The organism is Streptomyces sp. JW3 (assembly GCF_052216785.1).
Classification (GTDB): Bacteria; Actinomycetota; Actinomycetes; order Streptomycetales; family Streptomycetaceae; genus Streptomyces.
Genome location: NZ_JBQOUX010000031.1, coordinates 42,021 through 61,173, shown reverse-complemented (window position 1 = coordinate 61,173; position 19,153 = coordinate 42,021). Strand labels below are relative to the sequence as shown.

Below are 19,153 nucleotides of genomic sequence, written 5' to 3'. Positions count from 1 at the left end.
CATACGTTAAGGGAGAAGCGGTCACTCAGGCATGTGGTCCGCCTCGTAGGGGCTGCTGACGCCGGTGTAGGCGAGGTGCATGATCATGCCGTCGGCGGCGTGCTCGAAGTTGTGGCAGTGGTCCATCCAGATGCCGGGGTTGTCGGCGGTGAACGCGATCTCGAAGACATCGCCCGGGGCGACGTTGAGGGTGTCGGTCCACCAGGGGCTGCCGGTGGTGGGTGTGCCGTTGCGGGAGAGCACCTGGATTCGGTGGCCGTGCAGGTGCAGCGGGTGGTCGTTGAAGCCGCGGTGGGCGATCCGCACCTTCACCCGGTCGCCCTCGGTGACCTCCAGGGTGGGCACGGCCGGGTACAGCCGCCCGTTGATCAGGCTGCTGACGAACCCGAACCCGTTCTGGCCGAACCCGAATCCGTCGTCCAGCCGCAGGTCGTACGTACGGTCGTAGGCGACCGGTGCGGCTTCGGTGCCGGTTCCGTAGCTGAGCGGGTCGAAGAGCGTGCCGTCGTCGAGGTCGGCGGGTGGGGCGGTGCCGTCCGGGCTGAGGGCGAGGGCGGCGGTGCCGCCGTTGCCGGCGTAGGAGAGGGTGACCGGCGTGTCCGGCATGGTGAAGGCGATGTCGTAGCGTCCGCCCGCGGCCAGCAGCAGATCGGTGCCCGGATCGACCGGATCGGCACCCCGGACGGTGTTGCCGTCGAGGGCGGTGACGGTGTAGCGAGCACCGCCGACATGTATCCGGCGCGGGTCGGTGGAGCTGTTGACCAGCCGCAGCCGGACCTTCCGGCCCGCGCCGGCGGCGTACCGCGCGGGCCGGTCGGCGCGGTCGAGGGCGGGGACGGCCGAACCGCCCTCGACCGGCCACTCGTGGGTGAAGACGGTCCGCTCGATCCCGTCGAAGCGAGCCGTGTCCGGTTCCGTCACGATCAGCGCGCCGAACAGCCCCCGCCGCACGGTGTCCAGCGCCTCCCGGTGGGTGTGGTACCAGAAGGTGCCCGCGCGGTCCGGCACGAACCGGTAGACGTGCCGCTGCCCCGGCTGGACGGCGTCCTGCGTCACGCCGGGCACGCCGTCCTCGGCGTTGGGCACGTCGACGCCGTGCCAGTGCACGGTCACGCCCTCCTCGACATCGGTGTTGACGAGCGTCACCTCCACCAACTGCCCCTGTGTCACCCGTATCTCGGGGCCGGGCGCGACACCGTTGAAGGTGAGCGCGGCCACGGTCCGCCCGGAGGCCAGCCGGACCGTGCCGTGCGCCGCCGTCAGGGTGACCCGCACCTCGGGCTCCCGGTCGCGCGGCCCGGTGAGCTGATCGACCCCGACCCCGCCGCCGCCCGCGACGGCGTGCTGATGTCCGCCCGGCGGCGCCGCGCCGGCCTGTCCGCCCAGTACCAGCGCGACCGCGGGCACCAGCAGGAACACCGCCGACAGCCAGGGCACCCGCGCGGCCCGGGTCCCCGACCGCCGCCACGCGTCCAGCCCGGTGGAGAGCCCGCCGATCAGCGCCAGCGCCGCCGCGGAGCCGACGAGTACGTAGCCGGTGTCCCGCGGGCCGAACGGCACGTACAGCCACCAGGCCGACAGCGTGACGCCGGCCGCCATGACCCGGGCGGCGGTCCGGCCGGGCCGCCACACCGCCCAGGCCACCGGCAGCGTCGCGAGCGGCACCTGCACGAACAGCCGGGAGTCGGCCAGCACCAGCCCCCGGCCGAGTACGACGAGCGCGATGACCAGCCGGGCCGCCACCAGGACCGCGGTGAGGTACAGCCACCGGCCCGGCCGTCCGCCGGACCCGGACGCCCGGCCGCCGGCGACGAGGGCGGCGGCCGTCGCCAGCAGGGCGAGGGCGGCGTCTGCGAAGAAGAGGGAGAGGAACACGCGGTCACGGTGCCGACCGGCGGCCGCCGCTCGCGTCGGCGGCCGCCACCCAGCCGGGCCGGCCGCCACCACGTAGGCGAAGTTCACCGACGCGAGCACGCGCGCGTCGCCAGAAGGCTGGCCGCTCGCGCCCGGCGCGTTCGAGGAGCGATAGGAGCGATACCCACGGAACCGGTTGCCGAACCCTCTTGCCAATCTCATCCTTACGCTTGTAGCTTTACGGCTGTAAGCAAACAGCCGCAGCACCGACAGCCCGCAGAGGTACGCCATGAACAGCACCGTCACCACCTCCGTCACCGAGATCGTCCTGCCCGGCAAGGTCGAGCCGGAAGGGCTGGAACTGCGCGTCCGTGAGCTGCCCGCCCCGGCCAAGGGGCAGGTCGTGCTGCGGATGGACGCGACCGGCGTGTGCTTCGCCGAGCAGCAGATGCGGCGCGGCAAGTACTACGACCAGCCGCCGTTCCCCTTCGTGCCGGGCTACGACGTGGTGGGCACGGTGACGGCGGCCGGGCCGGACGTGGACGCGGCGGTGATCGGGCGCCGGTTCGCCGCGGTCACCAAGACCGGCGCGTGGGCCAGTCATCTGCTGGTGGACGCCGTGGACCTGATGCCCGTACCGGACGCGGTGGACGCCGTCGCCGCGGAGACCGTGGTCGTCAACGGCATCACCGCCTGGCAGTTGCTGCACCGCGTCGCCAAGGTCGCCGCCGGCGGCACCGTCGTGGTGCTGGGCGCCAACGGCGGGGTCGGCTCCACCCTGGTCCAACTGGCCCGGCACGCCGGGATCACCGTGATCGGCACCGCCTCGCCGCGCCACCACGCCACCGTCACCGCGCTGGGCGCGACCCCGGTCGACTACCGCGACCCCGACCTGTACGCCCGCATCCGCGAACTCGCCCCGGACGGCGTGGACGCGGTCTTCGACCACGTGGGCGGCGACGCGGTGGAGGAGTCCTGGCGGCTGCTGCGCAAGGGCGGCACGCTGGTCTCGTACGGCACCGCGGCCACCAAGGACGAGGACGGCAGCTCGCAGCTGCCGGTGCTGAAGCTGTTCGCCCGGCTCAACGCGTGGAACGCGCTGCCCAACGGCAAGAGCGCGCACTTCTACAACTTCTGGGCGGGCAAGCGCCGTTGCCGCGCGTCCTGGCAGCAGCGGCTGAACGAGGACTTCGCCCAGGTGCTGGGCCTGGTGGCGGACGGCGTGCTGACCCCGCAGATCGCCGCGGAGTTCCCGCTGTCCGAGACCACCGCGGCGCTCGTCCTGGCCGAGTCCCGCACCGTCGCCGGCAAGGTCGTCCTCGTCCCCGAGGCGTGACTGACACACCCCACTTCACCCAGCCCCGGAGGCCCCTCCCATGTCCCTCACCACTGCCGCCGCCCCGCCCGCCACCGTCCGCCGGGCCCGCCCGCTCAGCGACGTCGACAACCGCGCCACCTACGTCAGCTTCGGGCTCGCCTACTTACTCGGCCACGGCTCCGCCGCCCTCTCCAAGGGCGACACGCCCCTGCTGGACCTGCCGGGCTGGCTGCCGATGACCCTGCTCGGCGCCGGGCTCGCCACCGGCACCGTGGTCGCCACCGTCGCCGCCCTGCGCGCCCAGCGCGCCGCCACCGACCCCGCCGAGGTCCGCACCGGCCAACTCCTCGGCGCCGCCTGGATCACCGCCTTCGCCGCGCTGTTCCTCGCCATCACGGGCCTCGCCGCCACCGTCGACAACCCCGACATCCAGACCCTGCTCTGGCCCACCGGCTCCGGCCTCGTCGTCGGCCTGCTCTACGTCGCCGAGGGCGCCGCCCGCCGCAACGCACTGCACTACGTCCTCGGCACCTGGCTCGCCCTGACCTCCACGGCAGCCCTCCTCCTCGGCACCCCCGGCCTGTACTGGGTCCTCACCCTGGCCGGCGGCGGCGCGTACGCCGTCGCGTCGGTGCTCGAACTCCGCCGCACCGGCACCTCACCTCGAAAGGGAACCACCTGATGACCGCCCGGCACACCATCCTCCAGGGCCTGGCCCTCGCCGCCCTCGCCACCGCGACGACCCTCGCCGCCCCCGCCGCGGCGACCGCCGCCCCCTCCTCCCCGTTCCAGCGGTGCGGCGACGTCACCGTCGACCAGAGCGCGCCGGTCGTCAGCCGGGCGAGCGTCCTGATCAAGGCGCCGCTGAAGACGGTCTGGAACCTGCACACCGACATCGACGCCTGGTCCGCCTGGATACCGGAGATCACCCCGGCCGCGAAGCAGACCCCGGGCCCGCTGCGCCCCGGCTCGGTCTTCACGTGGTCCCCGCAGAACATGAAGGTGACCTCGACCGTCACCGAGGTCCGGCGCCTGCGCTGCACCGCGTGGGGCGCGCCCGTGGGCGGCATCGACGGCATCCACCTGTTCACCTTCAAGCCGGTCAAGGGCGGCGTCCTCGCCACCACCGAGGAGTCCTGGTCGGGCGCTCCGGTCGAAGCCGACGTCCCCGGCAACCAGGCCGCGCTCGACGCCGGCCTGACCGACTGGATGAACCGGCTCAAGGCGACGGCCGAGACACGGACCGCGTGCGCCGGTGGACACCGATGATCCGCTGAACGCCCGGCCGAGCGGCTGAACCTGGTGTGTTGGAGCATGACCGGTGTCCCAACATGCCTCTTAAATCGGCCCGTACGCCCTTGGCCCGCCTTCGCCCCGCATGCGGAAATGTCCAGTGCCTCCCAGTTCCCGTGGCGAAGGACGGACCGCTCATGCATGCACAGCCCCGCGTCGAGGCGCCCGGAGCGGCCCAGGACGAACCGGTCGCGGTCGTCGGGGCCGCCTGCCGGTTCCCCGGCGAGGTCCGCTCCCTCGCCTCGCTGTGGCGGTTGCTGATGGCCCGCCGGGAGACGGTGCGGGAGGTGCCCGGGGAGCGGTGGGAGCAGGCGGAACTGGCCGGGCTGCCCGCCCAGGTCGCCGACCGGCTGCGGTACGGCTGCTTCCTGGACGACGACGTGTACGCGTACGAGCCGGAGTTCTTCGGCATCAACGCGCAGGAGGCGCCCTGGGTCGACCCGGAGCACCGGCTGCTGTCCGAGGTGGCCTGGGAGGCCATCGAGCACGCCGGCCTCCCGGCCCAGCGGCTGTCCGGCACCGCGACCGGCATGTTCTTCGGGATCTATCAGAAGGACTACATGCTGCGGGTGCAGCGGCCGCTGGAGGACGTCAACGCCTACGCGATGTACACCGGTTTCGACAGCATCGGTCCCGGCCGGGTGGGTTTCATGCTGAACCTGCGCGGTCCGCAGGTCGTCCTGGAGAGCGCCTGCGCGTCCGGCCTGGTCGCCGTGCACACCGCCTGCCAGAGCCTGCGCACCGGCGAGTCGGACGTGGCGCTGGCCGGCGCCGCGATGCTGACCCTGGGCCCGGAGGGGGTCGTCGCCCCGGCGCTGTGGGGCGTGTTCTCCCCCACCGGCCGCTGCCACGCCTTCGACGCCGGCGCCGACGGGTACGTGCGCGGCGAGGGCTGCGGCGTGGTCGTCCTCAAACGGCTGTCGGACGCGCTGCGGGCCGGGGACCGGGTGCTGGCGGTGCTGCGCGGCACGGCGGTCAACCAGAACGGCCGGGGCACCCGGCTGAGCGCGCCCTCGGAGCCCGCCCAGATCGACCTGTACCGGCTGGCGCTGGAACGCGCGGGCGTGGCGGCCGGTGACGTCGGCATGGTGGAGGCGCACGGGCCGGGCACGGCGGTGGGCGACCCGATCGAGTTCGCGGCGGTGGCCGCCGTCTACGGCAAGGGCCGCGACCGGTGCGCGCTCGGCTCGGTGAAGACCAACATCGGGCACACCGAGCCGGTGTCGGGCGTGGCGGGACTGCTGAAGGCCATCGCGTCCCTGCGGCACGGGCGGGTGCCGGCCAGTCTGCACTTCACCGACTGGAACCCGCAGATCGACCCGAGCGGCACCCGGCTGTTCGTGCCCACCGACACCACCGAGTGGCCGGTGCGCAAGGGCGCCCGGCTGGCCGCGGTCTCCTCGTTCGGGATCAGCGGCACCAATGTGCACGTCGTGCTGGAGCAGCCGCCGTCGCCGGCCCCGGTCCGGCGCCCGGCCCGCCCGGCCCGCACCGCCCCGGTGCCGCGGGTGTACCCGCTGTCCGCCGGTACGCCCGCGGCCCTGCGCGCGGCGGCCGGCCGGCTGGCGGGGTGGCTGCGGGGCGAGGGCTCCCAGGTGCCGCTGGACGACGTGGCGCACACCCTGGCCGTACGCCGCTCCCCGTCCCGGGAACGCGCCGCGGTCGTCGCCGCCGAGCGGGCCGAACTGGTGGCCCGGCTGGAGCAGTTGGCCGCCGGGACCGCGGCCGGCGCCGGGACGGCCACCGGCCGGGCGGTGCCGTCCGCCGGGCAGGGCGTGGTGTGGGTGTTCTCCGGCCACGGTTCGCAGTGGGGCGGCATGTGCCGTGAACTCCTCGACCGTGAGCCGGAGTTCACCCGGGTCGTCGACGCGCTCGAACCCCTGGTGGCCGCCGAGTCAGGCTTCTCGCTGCGCGAGACCCTGCGCCGCCCCGAGGTGGTGACCGGCTTCGACCGGGTGCAGCCGGTGATCTTCGCCGTCCAGCTGGGGCTGGCCGCGATGTGGCGCTCGCACGGCGTCGAACCGGCGGCCGTGATCGGCCACTCCATGGGCGAGGTCGCCGCCGCGGTGGCGGCTGGCGCGCTGAGCGTCGAGGACGGCGTACGGGTCATCTGCCGCCGCTCGCGGCTGATCCTGCGCACCGCCGGACTGGGCCTGATGGCGTCGGTCGCGCTGAGCCGCGCCGAGGTCGAACGGCTGCTGGCCGAGCAGGAGGTGCGCGGAGTGAGCGTCGCGGTCGTCGCCTCGCCGGAGAACACCGTCGTGGGCGGCGACGCCGACCGCATCCGGGCGCTCGCCGAGGAGTGGGACGCGCGCGGCGTCGGCATCCGCGTCGTCGAGGTGGACGTCGCCTCGCACACCGCCCACATGGACCCGATCCTGCCCGACCTGGCCGACGCCCTCGCCGGGGTCGCCGGCCGGCCGCCGACCGCGGCGTTCTACAGCACCGTCGCCGACGACCCGCGCGCGCACCCCGCCTTCGACGCCGCGTACTGGTCGGACAACCTGCGCCGCGAGGTGCGGTTCGCCGACGCGGTGCGGGCCGCCGCCGAGGACGGGCACCGGCTGTTCGTGGAGCTGAGCCCGCACCCCGTCATGGCGCACCCGGTGCAGGCCACCCTCGCCGCGCACGGCCACACCGACACCGCGGTCGTCTCCTCCCTGCTGCGGGACACCGACGACGTGCTGGCGTTCCACACCCAGGTGGCGGCGCTGCACTGCGCCGGTCACCCGCTGGACTGGGCCGGCCGGTACGCCGCCGGCGCCCTGGCCGACGTACCGCCGACGACCTGGGAGCGCACCCGGTACGTCGTCGGTCCCTCGCCGCTGCGGCGGTCGGCCGGGGCGCACGCGCTGTCCGCCGGGCACCCGTTGACGGGGCCGCGCACCGTGGACCCGGACGGCGAGGGCCGGCACCTGTGGCAGACCCGGCTCACCCCGACGACGCTGCCCTGGCTGGACGCGCACCGCGTCGACGACGTCACGGTGGTGCCCGGCGCCGCGCTGTGCGAGATGGCCGTCGCCGCCGCCGGCGACCTGTACGGCACCGGTCCCGGGCGGCTGCGCCTGACCGGCGTGGACCTGGAACGGCTGCTGCTGCCGGCCGCCGAGGGCACCGAGGTCACCGCCACCGCCGAGGCGGCCGGCCCGGACACCGCGCGCTGGCGGGTGGTCAGTACGGCGTCCGACGGGACGTCGGTGCGGCACGCGCGGGCGACCCTGCACATCACGCCCGAGGACGCGCCCGTCCCGGCGGGCCGCGCACCCGGGGAGCTGCTCGCGGAGTTCCCGCACCCGGTGGACGCGGCGGACGTGTACCGGCAGATGCGCGAGGAGCGCGGCGTGCACCACGGCCCGCCGTTCCTCGGCCTGCGCGCCCTGTACACGGACGGGGCACCGGCCGACCGGGCGGGCGCCCGGCTGCTGGCCCGGCTGCGGGTGCCCGACGAGGGCCGGGCCGGCGCGCGGGCGCTGCACTGCCATCCCGTCGCACTGGACACCTGCCTCCAGGCGGTCGCGGGCGCCGTCCTGCGCTGCGGCGCGGTGCCCGCCGGAGGCATCCTGCCCCGGGGCATCGAGGAGCTGCGGCTGTACCGGACGGTGCCGCTGAGCGGGTACTGCCAGGTCACCCTCACGGCGATCGACGGCGGCCGGTTCACGGCGGACTTCCGGCTGTGGGACGACGAGGGGGCCGTGGTCGCCGACGCCACCGGGGTGGAGTTCCGTCACGTACCGGCCGAGAGCGCCGAGGAGCGCTTCGACCGCCGGCTGCTCCAGGCGGTCTGGGAGCCCGGCGAACGTCCTGAGCCGGCGGCGGCGACCGGCGGCTGGGTGCTGCTCGCGGAACCGGGGCGGGCGGCGTACGCGACCGAGCTGGGCCGGGCGCTGGCGGAACGGGGCGCGGTGGTGGACGTCCGGCCGGCCGGCACCGCGCCGGCCGGCTCCCCCGAGGCCCCACCGCAGGCGGTGGTGTACCTGCCGGAGTCCAGCGGTACGGAGTCCAGCGGTACGGGGCGGCCCGACCGGCAGGCCCGGGACCAGGTGGCCCGGCTGGTGGCGACGGCCCGCGCGCTCACCGGCGACGGACCCGCGCCCCGGCTGTGGACCGTCACCACCGCCGCCCAGCAGGTCACCGCCGAGGACCGGCCGGACCTGGCCCAGGCGGGGCTGCGCGGACTGGTGCGCGTCCTGAGCTACGAACACCCCGAACTGCGGCCCGCCGTACTGGACATCGACCCGTCGGCCCCCGTCGAGGACGTGGCCGCCGAGCTGCTGTCCTGCCCGGACGAGCAGGACGAGATCGCCCACCGGCACGGCGTCCGGTACCTGGCCCGGCTGCGCAACACCCCGCTGGCCGCGGGCGAACGCCGCCGGCGCACCGTCGACCGGGCCCGCGACCGGGTCGCCCTGCGCCTCGCGCACCCCAGTGACCTGGACTCCTTCGAGTTCGTCGGCCAGTCGCGGCGGCGGCCCGGACCGGACGAGGTCGAGGTGCGGGTGGCCGCCACCAGCGTCAACTTCATCAACGTGCTCCAGGCGCTGGGTGTCTACCAGCAGTTCGACGCGGGCGAGGGGGCCGCCGAGGACGTCTGCGCGTTCGACGGCGCGGGGACCGTCACCGGCGTCGGGGACGGCGTGCGGGGCGTGGCGGTGGGCGACCGGGTCGCCGCGATGTTCGTGGACACCGGACAGCAGGCCGTGATGTCCTCCTTCGCCACCGTCCGCGCCGACTGCCTGCTGCCGGTGCCGGACGGCATGAGCGTCCAGGACGCCGCCGCCCTGCCGTGCGCCTATCTGACCGCCTGGTACGCCCTGTGCCACCTGGCCCGGCTGCGGCCCGGCGAGCAGGTGCTGATCCACTCGGCGAGCGGCGGCACCGGCCTCGCCGCGCTGAACCTCGCGCGGGCCCGCGGCGCCGAGGTGCTGGCCACCGCGGGCAGCGAGGAGAAGCGGGCCTACCTGCGCGGCCTGGGCGTCGCGCACGTCATGGACTCCCGCACCCTGGACTTCGCCGACCGGGTGCGCGAGCTCACCGGCGGCCGGGGCGTCGACGTCGTCCTCAACTCCCTGACCGGACCGGCGCAGTCCGCGAGTCTGGACCTGCTCGCGCACCGCGGCCGGTTCCTCGAACTCGGCAAGCGGGACATCTACGCCGACACCCGGCTGGGCCTGCTGCCGTTCCGCCGCAACGTCACCTTCGCCAGCGTCGACGTACTGATGATGCTGCGGGAGGCCCCCGATGTGCTCGCCGAGGGCTACCGCGAACTGGCCGCCCTGCTCGCGGACGGCACCCTGCCGCCGCTGCCCGTCACCGCCCGCCCGGTCGCCGAGGCGTCGTCCGCCTTCCACACGATGGCCTCCGCCCGGCACACCGGCAAACTCGTCCTCACCTGGCCCGCCGAGGGCACCGACACCCTGCCGGTACGGCCCGCGGACGTTCCCGTCGTACGGCCCGACGCCAGTTACCTGGTCACCGGCGGGCTCGGCGGCCTGGGGCTGCTGGTCGCCCGATGGCTGGCCGAACGCGGCGCCGGGGCGGTGCTGCTGACGTCCCGCAGCGCTCCCGGCCCGGCCGCCCGCGCCGCCCTCGACGCGCTCACCGCCGGCCACGGCACCCGGGTGGAGGTGGTCCGCGGGGACCTGGCCGAGCCGGGCGTCGCCGACCGGCTCGTCCGGGCCGCCCAGGACACCGGGCACCCGCTGCGCGGGGTCGTGCACGCGGCGGCCGTGGTCGAGGACGCCACCGTCGCCACCCTCTCCGCCGACCTGCTGGACACGGTGTGGCGGCCCAAGGCGACCGGCGCCTGGCTGCTGCACCACGCCACCGCCGGCCAGGACCTGGACTGGTGGGTCACCTTCTCCTCCGCCGCCTCCCTGCTGGGCAACCCCGGCCAGGGCGCCTACGCCGCCGCCAACGCCTGGCTGGACGAGTTCACCTCCTGGCGCCGGGCCCAGGGCCTGCCCGCGACCTCGGTCAACTGGGGGCCGTGGGCGGAGGTCGGCCGCGGCACCGGCATGGCCGACCGCGGCTACGCCATGATCGACCCCGCCGAGGGCATCGCCGCCCTGGCACGCCTCCTGGCCCACGACCGGGCCCGCACCGCCTACACCCCCGTCGACCTGGCCCGCTGGCTGGAGTCCTACCCCGCCACCGCCCGCACCGCCTTCTTCGCCGAACTGGCCGCCCCGGCGGCGGGCACCGACCCGGCCGGCGCCGACGGCGCCCTGCTGGCGGCCCTGCGGGAGACGGACTGCCCGGAGCGGCGTCAGCACCTCCTCCAGCCGCAGGTCGTCGACCACATCGCGGCCGTACTGCGGCTGGACACCGACCGGTTCGACGCCGACACGTCCCTGGTGACGCTCGGCCTGGACTCCCTCATGGCGATCGCGCTGCGCAACCGCCTGCAACGCGAACTGGGCCTGGACATCCCCACCACGGTGATGTGGACCCACCCGACGGCCACCGCGCTCACCCGCTACCTGCTGACCCGCCTCGCCGCCGACTGACCATCCCGCCCGCCCCCCTGCCCGACCGCGAGGTGACCCCCGTATGCCCCCTGCCGCCGTCCCCGCCGCCCGCCCGCCCGAGACCTGGGACGTGATCGTCGTCGGCGCCGGGCCGGCCGGTGCCACCGCCGCCCGGGTCGCCGCCCGCGACGGCTGCCGCACACTGCTGCTGGAACGCGCCGCCGTGCCCCGCTACAAGACCTGCGGCGGCGGCCTCATCGGCGCCTCCCTGGCCGCGCTGCCCCCCGGTCTGGCGGTGCGGACCCACGACGTCGCCGGGCGGTTCACCTTCACCCACGACGGCCGCGCCGAACGCACCCTGAAGTGCGGCACGCCGACGCTCACCATGGTCTACCGCAGCGAACTCGACGCGGCGCTGACCGAGGCCGCCGCCGCGGCGGGCGCCCAGGTCCGCGACAGCACCGCGCTGACCTCCCTGGAGGAGGAGGGCGGCACCGTCACCGTCCGCACCAACCGCGGTGACGTGCTGCGCGCCCGAGCCGTCGTCGGCGCCGACGGCAGCGCCGGCCGGGTCGGCCGGTACGTGGGGGTGCGGTGCGCGCAGGTCGACCTCGCCCTGGAGGCCGAGGTGCCGGTCGACGCGCGTACCGCCGACCGGTGGCGGGGCCGGCTCCTGATGGAGTGGGGGCCGCTGCCGGGCTCCTTCGGCTGGGTCTTCCCCAAGGGTGACGTGTGCACCGCCGGCGTGGTGGCCGCCCGCGGCAACCCCACCGCCCTGCGCGCCTACAAGGAGGACTTCCTGCGCCGCCAGGGCCTGCTCGGCCCGCGCCCCCTGCACGACACCGGCCATCTGACCCGGTGCCGCGAGCCCGACTCCCCGCTGGCCCGGGGGCGCGTCCTCGTCGCCGGCGACGCCGCGGCCCTGCTCGACCACTGGTCCCGGGAGGGCATCTCCTACGCGCTGCGCTCCGGAGACCTCGCGGGACAGGCCGCCGTCCGGCTGGTCGGCGCCGCCGACGAGGCCGCCGCGCACGCCCACGCCGACCACTACGGACGGCAGGTGGACGACGTCCTCGGCGTCGAGATGCGCGCCAGCGGCACGCTGATGAACCTCTTCGTCCGCAGCCCCGGCCTGCTCCACACCACGCTGACCCGGGTGCCGCCGGCCTGGCGCCGGCTCGACGCCTACATCGCCGGCCGGACCAGCGTCGCGGGCATCATGTCCGCGCCCCTGACCCGCGGCGCCACCACGCTCGCCACCCGGCTCTGCCCCGCGCGACGCACGCCGCCGCCGGCGTGAACGGCTGGGCCGTCACACCGGCGGCGGGGTGCCGTGCCGGATCAGCGGGACGCGCGTCCCGCGGTCACCTCCCACTCCCGGGCCGGTGACCAGAGCCCGGTGCCGTCCGTGGCGTCGAAGCCACCGCGGTCGGTGCCGCCGGCACCTGTGGGGTTCCAGGACGGCCGGCGGTCGTGGTCCGCCCGGTGGAAGCCGACCGTGTAGGTGCGCACCACCGATCCGTTGGCCGAGGTCACCGTGATGGTGCGGGTGGTGAATCCGGCAGCGGACGACGAGACCGTGTCACTGCCGGTGGTGACCTTCACCCGGGCGCCGGACTCGGCCGGCACCGCACCGACGGCCGGGAGCTTCCCGTTCGCCGGCCAGTCCACGACGTACGTCGACACTGCCGGGTCGAACCCGTCGATCGGCACGCCCCCGACGGTGAGGGCGGAGGCGTCCGCGACGCTCGCCTTCGTCGCGTCGGAGAAGTTGGTCACCGTCACCGAACCATCGGCGTTCACGACCACGTCCGCCGCCATCGCCGCCGCGAGGTTGATCCGCTGCCAGCTCGCCCCGCCCTCGGCGGTGAGGTCGAGCGGGTAGCCGGAGTCGGTCGCGGTCTGCTCCAGGATCTGCGTGCGCTGCTCGGTGTCGAGGTCCGGGAACGCCGTGATGAGCAGCGCCGCCGCGTCGGACGGCGCGTCCAGCGCCTGACCGGACTCACCGACCTGCGAGAAGCCGTACGTCAGCCGCTGCGTGTACAGGTCGATGTCCTGCGCCGTGCTCAGCCCGGCGTACGGGTCGCCCGCGCACTCGGTGAGCGTGTCGCCGTACCCCTTCGCCTCGCACGCCGCGAGCAGCACGTTCCGCATCTCGGTGTGCGCCTGGCCGAGCAGCTTCTCGAACTCGGGGTCCGCCCACCGGTGCGCGACGGTCGCCTGGGCGGTCATCCGGCCGCCCATCACGTCGAGCGGGTAGTGGAAGCCGAGGACGATCCGGTTGTCGCCGTACTCCGAGGCGCGGGCCAGGATCGACGGGGCCAGCTCCGGCAGCAGCGTGGCGAGGATGGTGCCCGCCTCGAAGCCGCCGTAGGTGTGACCGCTCGGGTACGAGCCCTGGCCGGCCAGCCCGCTGTAGCCGCCGTCCTGCGACTCGTAGATCTGCCCGCCGTCACCGACGAACCCGAGCCGCACGTAGGGGCGCGGGTAGTCGTAGTGCTCCTTCGCCGCGTCGTGGGTGTCGAGGTCCTGGGTGACCCGGCCGAACAGCGCGTTCGTCTTCGGCAGGTCGCCGCCGTTCAGTGCGTCGAGGTAGATCTCGCCGAGCCGGGAGCCGAGGCCGTCGGCCATGGTGACGGTGCCGCTGCTGTTCGCGTCCACCTCGGCCCGGTCGACCTGGGCCTGGGTCGCCGCGTTGTTGACGCGTACGGCGATCTCGTCGTTCTCCGCGGTGAGCTCGTCCGTCTCGGTGTCGGCGCCGAGGATGTCGGTGCCGAGGTCGTCGATGCCGCTGAGGAGGTTGTTGAAGTAGTCGCTCCCGTCGTCGGTCTCGGGCCAGGAGTCGGACGCGTAGTCGGCGTCGAGGGTGTCGTCGGGGAAGGGGGAGGGTTCGTAGGTGGCGGGGTCGTCGTCGGTGGTCGTGGTGGCCGTCGTTTCCGGGGTGTCCGGGGTGTCCGAGGTGCCGGCCAGGGTGACCGCCGTGACGGTGGCGGTGTGGGTCTTCGCCTTGCTCGTGGTGGTGAGCAGGGCGGTGTCCGCGCCGCCGGTGACGTACGCGGTGGTGCCGTCGTCCAGCGTCACGGTGTACCCGATGAGCGGGTGTCCGCCGTCACCGGCCGCGTGCCAGGTCACCCGGACCCGCTTGCCGTCGGTGACCACACCGGTCACGGTCGGCGCCTGGGGCCGGCTGTCGCCGGCCACGACGGGCTGGGTGGCGGCGCTGCGGTCGGAACTGCCGACGGCGTTCACCGCGCGGACCCGGGCCGTGTACGACGCCCCGTCCTTCAGGGCGGTGAAGGTGGCGGCCCGGGTCGCCGGGTCGTCGATCCGCACCTGGTGGCCGCCGCTGAGGGTGACCTCGTAGCCGGTGACCGGGGAGCCGCCGTCGTCCTCGGGGGCGGACCAGGCGACCGTCACGCTGCTGCCGGACACCGTCGCCGACACCGCGTCGGGCGCGGCCGGCGCCGTCTTGCGCTGCGTCCGGAGCGCCGAGATCGCGCGGTCCAGGGCCTGGTAGCGGGTGGTCAGGGCCGCGTCGGTCGCCGTGTCGTCCGCGACGGCCGTCTGGGCGGCGGTGAACGCGGCGGTGAACGCTGACCAGGACGCCGCCGTGTACCGGGCGTTGGTCAGCGCCGTCGCGGTACTGACCAGGTCCTCCAGCTTCAGCCTCGGGAGCGGGACCAGTTGGTTGGCGGCCAGGGTGAGGCTCCGGGTCCGGGTGTCGACTTCCAGCTGTGTCGCGGCGTCGGCGGCGGCGAGCAGGTCACGGGCGGCGGCGAGCTCGCGCTCGTACACCCCGAAGTCGATCGTGCCGTACCGGTCCGCGTCGGCGGCGAGACCCGCGTACTGCTCGATCGCCTTGCCGAGCGCGGTGGTGTCCGTGCCGGCGGGTGTCTCGGCGTGGGCGAAGGTGATCCGGCCGAGGTTCGCGACGTACGGGTGCGAGGAGTCCGCGGTCGTGGTCAGCCGCAGGTGCACCCGGTGGGTGCCGGTGATGCCCTCGGGGAGGGTCAGGCTGGTCGTGCCGCCCGACGACCACGAGCTGCCGGTGACCGGCAGCGGGACGGTCGCGTACGGCGTACCCGGGCTGTCCGCGTCGAAGGAGTCCAGGTAGAGCTGGACGGCCGAACCGGTGCCGCAGCGGGCGGAGTTGTTGACGTAGGTGAGGGTGACGGTGTTCTTCGCGGAGGTGCCGAAGTCGAGGTCGCCGTAGTCCAGCCAGGCCCCGTCGTAGGTGCCGCCGAGGCTGGTCGCGGAACCCGCGTCGCTCCAGGTGGCCGTCTCGCTCTTGAGCCCGCCGGCGCTGTTCGCCTGCCAGGCGGTGGCGTCGAAGCCGACCGGGGTGTCGGCCCTCCGCGTCAGGGTGAGGGAGTAGACGTTGGCCACGTAGGGCTGGGCGTCGGTCTGGGTGCTGGAGACGAACGTGGCGTACACGTCCTGGACACCGGTGAAGACGTCCGGGTCCAGCGGCGCGGTGGTGGTGGCGACGGTGCCCCAGCCGGAGCCGGTGTAGGCGAGCGGGATGTCGACGGTCCGGTCGCCGTCCTTGGCGCCGAGGTGCAGTTCGATGTGCGAGTCGGCGGCCGCGCGGGAGCTAGGCTTGTCGTAGCTGACGGTGACCGTGTCGGCGCCGTCGCCGAGGTCGGTGCCCTGCCACTGGGCCCAGGCGCCGTTGGTGACGTTCTCGAAGATGCCGTTGGACAGCTTGAGCGCGGCCGAACCGTTGCCGGTGGTGGTGGAGTTGGCCGCGCTGAGGGTGGCGAGCGTCGTGCTGGAGCCGGACGAGGGGACCTGGTCCGGGGAGAACTGGAACCAGTCGAAGTTCGACACCCACTGCTGCCCGGACGGCGCGTGGAACACGAACGTCACACCGGGCGCGTCCAGCAGCGCGGCCGGGTCGGTGACGGCCGCCTGGACGGTGGTGTAGTACTGCCAGCCGCCCGTCCCCGGGAGGGAGACGGTGGCGACGACCGGACCGGAGGCGTCCCCGGCGTGCACGTCGACACTGCTCGGTTGCGCGGTCGTGGCCTGCGAGTTGGCGTACCGGACGGAGATGCTCTGCGGAGCCACCCCGCCGAAGTCGAGGCCGGAGTAGCGCACCCACGACCCCTCGGTGACACCGCCGAGGTCGCCGTCCGAGTAGTACGCCTCACTGACCAGGCTGGGCCCTTCCTTCTGGTCGGGGTCCTCGGCCTGGAGGACGGCGTACCCGCCCTCGTCGAGGGTGAGCGCGTCGATCGCCGACCGCAACGCGTCGTGCGCGGCCATCAGGGTGGCCGTGGCCGCGTCGCTGTCCGCGAGGGCGGTCCGGGCCCGTTCGAGGGCCGAGCGGAAGACGGTGTAGGAGCCGTCGGAGTAGTTGCCCTCCCGCACCAGGGACGCCTGGTCGGTCAGGTCGCTGAGCGCCGCGCGCTGCACGGCGGCGGCGGAGATGCGCAGGGGATCGGTCACGGACACGCCGGTGCCGGTCACGGAGGAGGCCGCGACCTTGTGGGCGAAGGCCGCGTCCCGGAAGGTGAGGCCGAGGCGGACGTCGGTCTCGGTGCTGCCGGTGAGCTTCAGAGTCGCCGTACGGGTGCCGGTGACCCGCAGGTCGGCCGTGACACCGTCCGGAAGACCCGTGACGGACGCCGCGCCGCTCCGCGTGATGCTGGTGCCCTCGCGGGCGGCGAACGTCGCCTTGCCCGACAGGGTGAGCCGCACGTTGTCGTCGACGCTCCCGTCGGCGTCGGTGGCGACGGTGGCGGGACGGGCGGCCAGGACGGACGTACCCTTGCCCGCCCCGCTGTCACCGTCGTCGGTGCTCGTGCTGAGCGAGTACGCGGGCTCGGTCCGGGCCCCCCAGGACGACGGCTTGGCGCCCATCGTGAAGTCGAGGGTGCCGCCGGCGATGATCTGCGAGTAGTCCAGCCAGGTGTTGTCGAACCGCTTGCCGTTGAGGGTGGCACGCTGCACGTAGTAGTTGCTGTCCGACACCCCGTCGGCCTTGACGGTGAAGGTGCTGCCGTTGGCGTAGGTGATCGTCGTCGAGTCGAAGAACGGGCTGCCGATCTGGAACTGGCTGGACCCGGCGGTCACCGGGAACAGCCCCAGCGCGGCGGCGACGAACATGGTCGACATGGTGCCGGCGTCGTTGTCCATGGTCGGCAGGAGGCCGTCCGGGGCGAGTTCGTACACCTTGTCCTTGACCGGCGGCGTGAACTCGCCGCCCGAGCTGGGCGCTTCGTTGGTCGACCCGGTGGCGATGTACCGGTTCCAGGTCTCCTTGGTGTAGATGGACCGCACCCACTTCTGCGTCAGGCTGGGCTCACCGACGTAATTGAAGAGGTAGGGCGCTTGCAGATCGATCTCGTTGGCGTTGGAGTGCAGCATGGTCGAGCCGTCGTCGGCGTCGGAGTCCTCGCCGAACATGTGCTCGATCGCGGCCTTGCCCGCCTTCGTGCCGCCCATGGCCTCGATGAGGCCGTCCATGTCGTAGGCGTCGTACCAGTTGTACTGCCACAGGGTGCCCTGGTAGAGACCGGTCGCCTCGAACTTCTCGTAGTCGACGCTCTGCCAGTCGCCGCCGGCCGCGCGCGGGGTCAGCAGGCCGACCTCGGTGCCGTCGGCGGCGGTCCAGGCACCGGACTTGACGAGGTTGTCGATGGCCATCGTCGCCTGGGTGCGCAGCTTCGCGGCGTCCGCGTCCTCGCCGAGCGCGTCCGCGATGATCGCCAGCGCCCACTGGTCGTACCCGCGCTGCACGGTCGTACCGGGATCGCCCGCGATGTACCCCTGCCGCAGCTGCGTGCCGGTGTAGTACCCGACGTACGACTTCAGCGCGGGATACGCCTCGTCCAGCCGGTCGAAGCCGTCGTACCCCTTGGACAGCGCGTCGGCGATCACGACGGCCAGCCGCTCCCAGCGCACGGTCGGCACCGAGTGGGTCAGGCTGCTGAGGCTCTTGCCGGCGGTGCGGGCGTCGGCGAAGAGGATGACGGCCGACTGCACCAGGTCCCGGTAGGTGGCCGGGTCGATGTACGCCTCGACGGAGAACTTGCGGAAGTCGTCCCAGGACGACCAGCCGTCGTAGTACGTGAACCCGTTCGCCTTGTGCACCGCGCCGTCGACACCCCGGTAGGTGCCGCTGGTACTGGTGGCGTTCACCGGCAGCGCGTACATGCGGTACAGGTGCGTGTAGAACTGCTTGGTCAGCGTCGCGTCCGGGTCGGCCGCCTTGGACGCCTGTACGGCGACGGCCCCGAGGGTGCTGTTCCAGGCGGCCTTCGCCGCCGCCCGCGCCTGGTCGAAGGTGGCGTCGCCGACCTCATTGGCCTGGTCGGTCGCGGCCTGTTCGGCGCTGATCGGGGAGAGGGTGACGCGCAGCTCGATGTCGTCGCCGTCGGCCGCGTCGAAGCCGAGCACCGCGCCGGTGTCGGTGCCGTCCTGCGCGGTGGCGTCGGTGAGCTTGCCGTCGCCGCCCCAGGTCTTCAAGGACGTCACCCGGACGTTGGTGGTGGCGTGGTAGTACATGCGGTACGAGGCGCCGTTGAACGACCCGGCGATGAGACCGTCGATCGCGGTGGTGCCGTCCGCGAGCGTCCTGGTGTCGAGGGTCGCGCGGGTGCGGCTGGTGAAGTTGTTGGCGAGGTCCAGCACGAGCTGCGGCTTGGACCCGGCGGGGAAGCTGTACCGCTCCAGCGCGGTGCGCGTGGTCGCCGTCATCTCGGCGTCGATGGTCCCGGCCGGGTCGTCCAGGCCCACCTGGTAGTAGCCGGGCGTCGCGGTCTCGTCGTCATGGCGGTACGCGTGCGCGTACGTGCTGGTGGCCGGCCGGCTCCCGTACTGCTCCGAGGTCGGCACGACCAGCAGGTCACCGCCGCCGCCGGAACCGCCGACACCGTCCAGGTTCGTGGCGGTGAACCCGGCGATGTGGTCCTCGTTGTAGTCGTACCCCGAGTGGTTGCGGTCCGGCGTGGTCATCGGATTGACCTTGGCCAGCCCGTGCGGGGCCTGGGCGCCGGGCAGGTCGTTGCCGTCGTCACCGGCGGTGGCGACGAAGGGGTCGACCAGGGCGGTGTAGTCGGTCCCGGCGGACGTCTGGGCCCGGGGGGCGGCGACGGCCGTACCGCCGGCGGCGGTCAGCGCGGCAAGACCGAGGGCACCGGCGAGCAGGGCGGCGGTGCACCTCATGGGTCTCGGGTAGCTCTTCGCTCTTGTTCTCGATCTTATGGACACGGAA

General features: G+C 74.0%; 7 protein-coding genes. 5 read left to right on the top strand and 2 right to left on the bottom strand.

What is annotated here, in order from left to right; genetic code table 11:
* Nucleotides 1-21: 21 nt before the first annotated feature.
* Nucleotides 22-1,875, bottom strand: coding sequence for a multicopper oxidase family protein (locus ACTT8P_RS15345; protein WP_442832188.1), 1,854 nt, complete (start codon nucleotides 1,873-1,875; stop codon nucleotides 22-24).
* Nucleotides 1,876-2,143: 268 nt separating this feature from the next.
* Between ACTT8P_RS15345 and ACTT8P_RS15340 the strand changes: the two genes are divergently transcribed.
* The 5 genes from ACTT8P_RS15340 (at nucleotide 2,144) to ACTT8P_RS15320 (ending at nucleotide 12,232) form a co-directional block, all read left to right on the top strand.
* Entirely contained in the window at nucleotides 2,144-3,190 is a 1,047-nt protein-coding gene (locus ACTT8P_RS15340) for a medium chain dehydrogenase/reductase family protein (protein ID WP_442832187.1), read from the top strand.
* Nucleotides 3,191-3,230: 40 nt separating this feature from the next.
* Entirely contained in the window at nucleotides 3,231-3,854 is a 624-nt protein-coding gene (locus ACTT8P_RS15335) for an ABC transporter permease (RefSeq protein WP_442832186.1), read from the top strand.
* Complete coding sequence (locus tag ACTT8P_RS15330) at nucleotides 3,854-4,441, top strand: SRPBCC family protein (RefSeq protein WP_442832185.1); 588 nt, start codon at nucleotides 3,854-3,856, stop codon at nucleotides 4,439-4,441. The genes ACTT8P_RS15335 and ACTT8P_RS15330 overlap by 1 nt, the downstream gene beginning before the upstream one ends.
* Nucleotides 4,442-4,602: 161 nt before the next feature.
* The gene (locus ACTT8P_RS15325) at nucleotides 4,603-10,971 is read left to right on the top strand and encodes an SDR family NAD(P)-dependent oxidoreductase (RefSeq protein ID WP_442832184.1); all 6,369 of its coding nucleotides are present in this window, start codon (nucleotides 4,603-4,605) and stop codon (nucleotides 10,969-10,971) included.
* Between the two features lie 43 nt (nucleotides 10,972-11,014).
* Entirely contained in the window at nucleotides 11,015-12,232 is a 1,218-nt protein-coding gene (locus ACTT8P_RS15320) for a geranylgeranyl reductase family protein (RefSeq protein WP_442832183.1), read from the top strand.
* Nucleotides 12,233-12,273: 41 nt separating this feature from the next.
* Here the strand turns inward: ACTT8P_RS15320 and ACTT8P_RS15315 are convergent, their stop codons facing one another.
* The gene (locus ACTT8P_RS15315) at nucleotides 12,274-19,104 is read right to left on the bottom strand and encodes a glycoside hydrolase domain-containing protein (protein ID WP_442832182.1); all 6,831 of its coding nucleotides are present in this window, start codon (nucleotides 19,102-19,104) and stop codon (nucleotides 12,274-12,276) included.
* Nucleotides 19,105-19,153 lie beyond the last annotated feature (49 nt).

Excerpts from the sequence above, each read along its gene's own strand:
- ACTT8P_RS15340 (WP_442832187.1), top strand. The coding sequence starts at position 2,144 with ATGAACAGCACCGTCACCACCTCCGTCACCGAGATCGTCCTGCCCGGC.
- ACTT8P_RS15330 (WP_442832185.1), top strand. The coding sequence starts at position 3,854 with ATGACCGCCCGGCACACCATCCTCCAGGGCCTGGCCCTCGCCGCCCTC.
- ACTT8P_RS15315 (WP_442832182.1), bottom strand. The coding sequence starts at position 19,104 with ATGAGGTGCACCGCCGCCCTGCTCGCCGGTGCCCTCGGTCTTGCCGCG.
- ACTT8P_RS15335 (WP_442832186.1), top strand. The coding sequence starts at position 3,231 with ATGTCCCTCACCACTGCCGCCGCCCCGCCCGCCACCGTCCGCCGGGCC.
- ACTT8P_RS15325 (WP_442832184.1), top strand. The coding sequence starts at position 4,603 with ATGCATGCACAGCCCCGCGTCGAGGCGCCCGGAGCGGCCCAGGACGAA.
- ACTT8P_RS15320 (WP_442832183.1), top strand. The coding sequence starts at position 11,015 with ATGCCCCCTGCCGCCGTCCCCGCCGCCCGCCCGCCCGAGACCTGGGAC.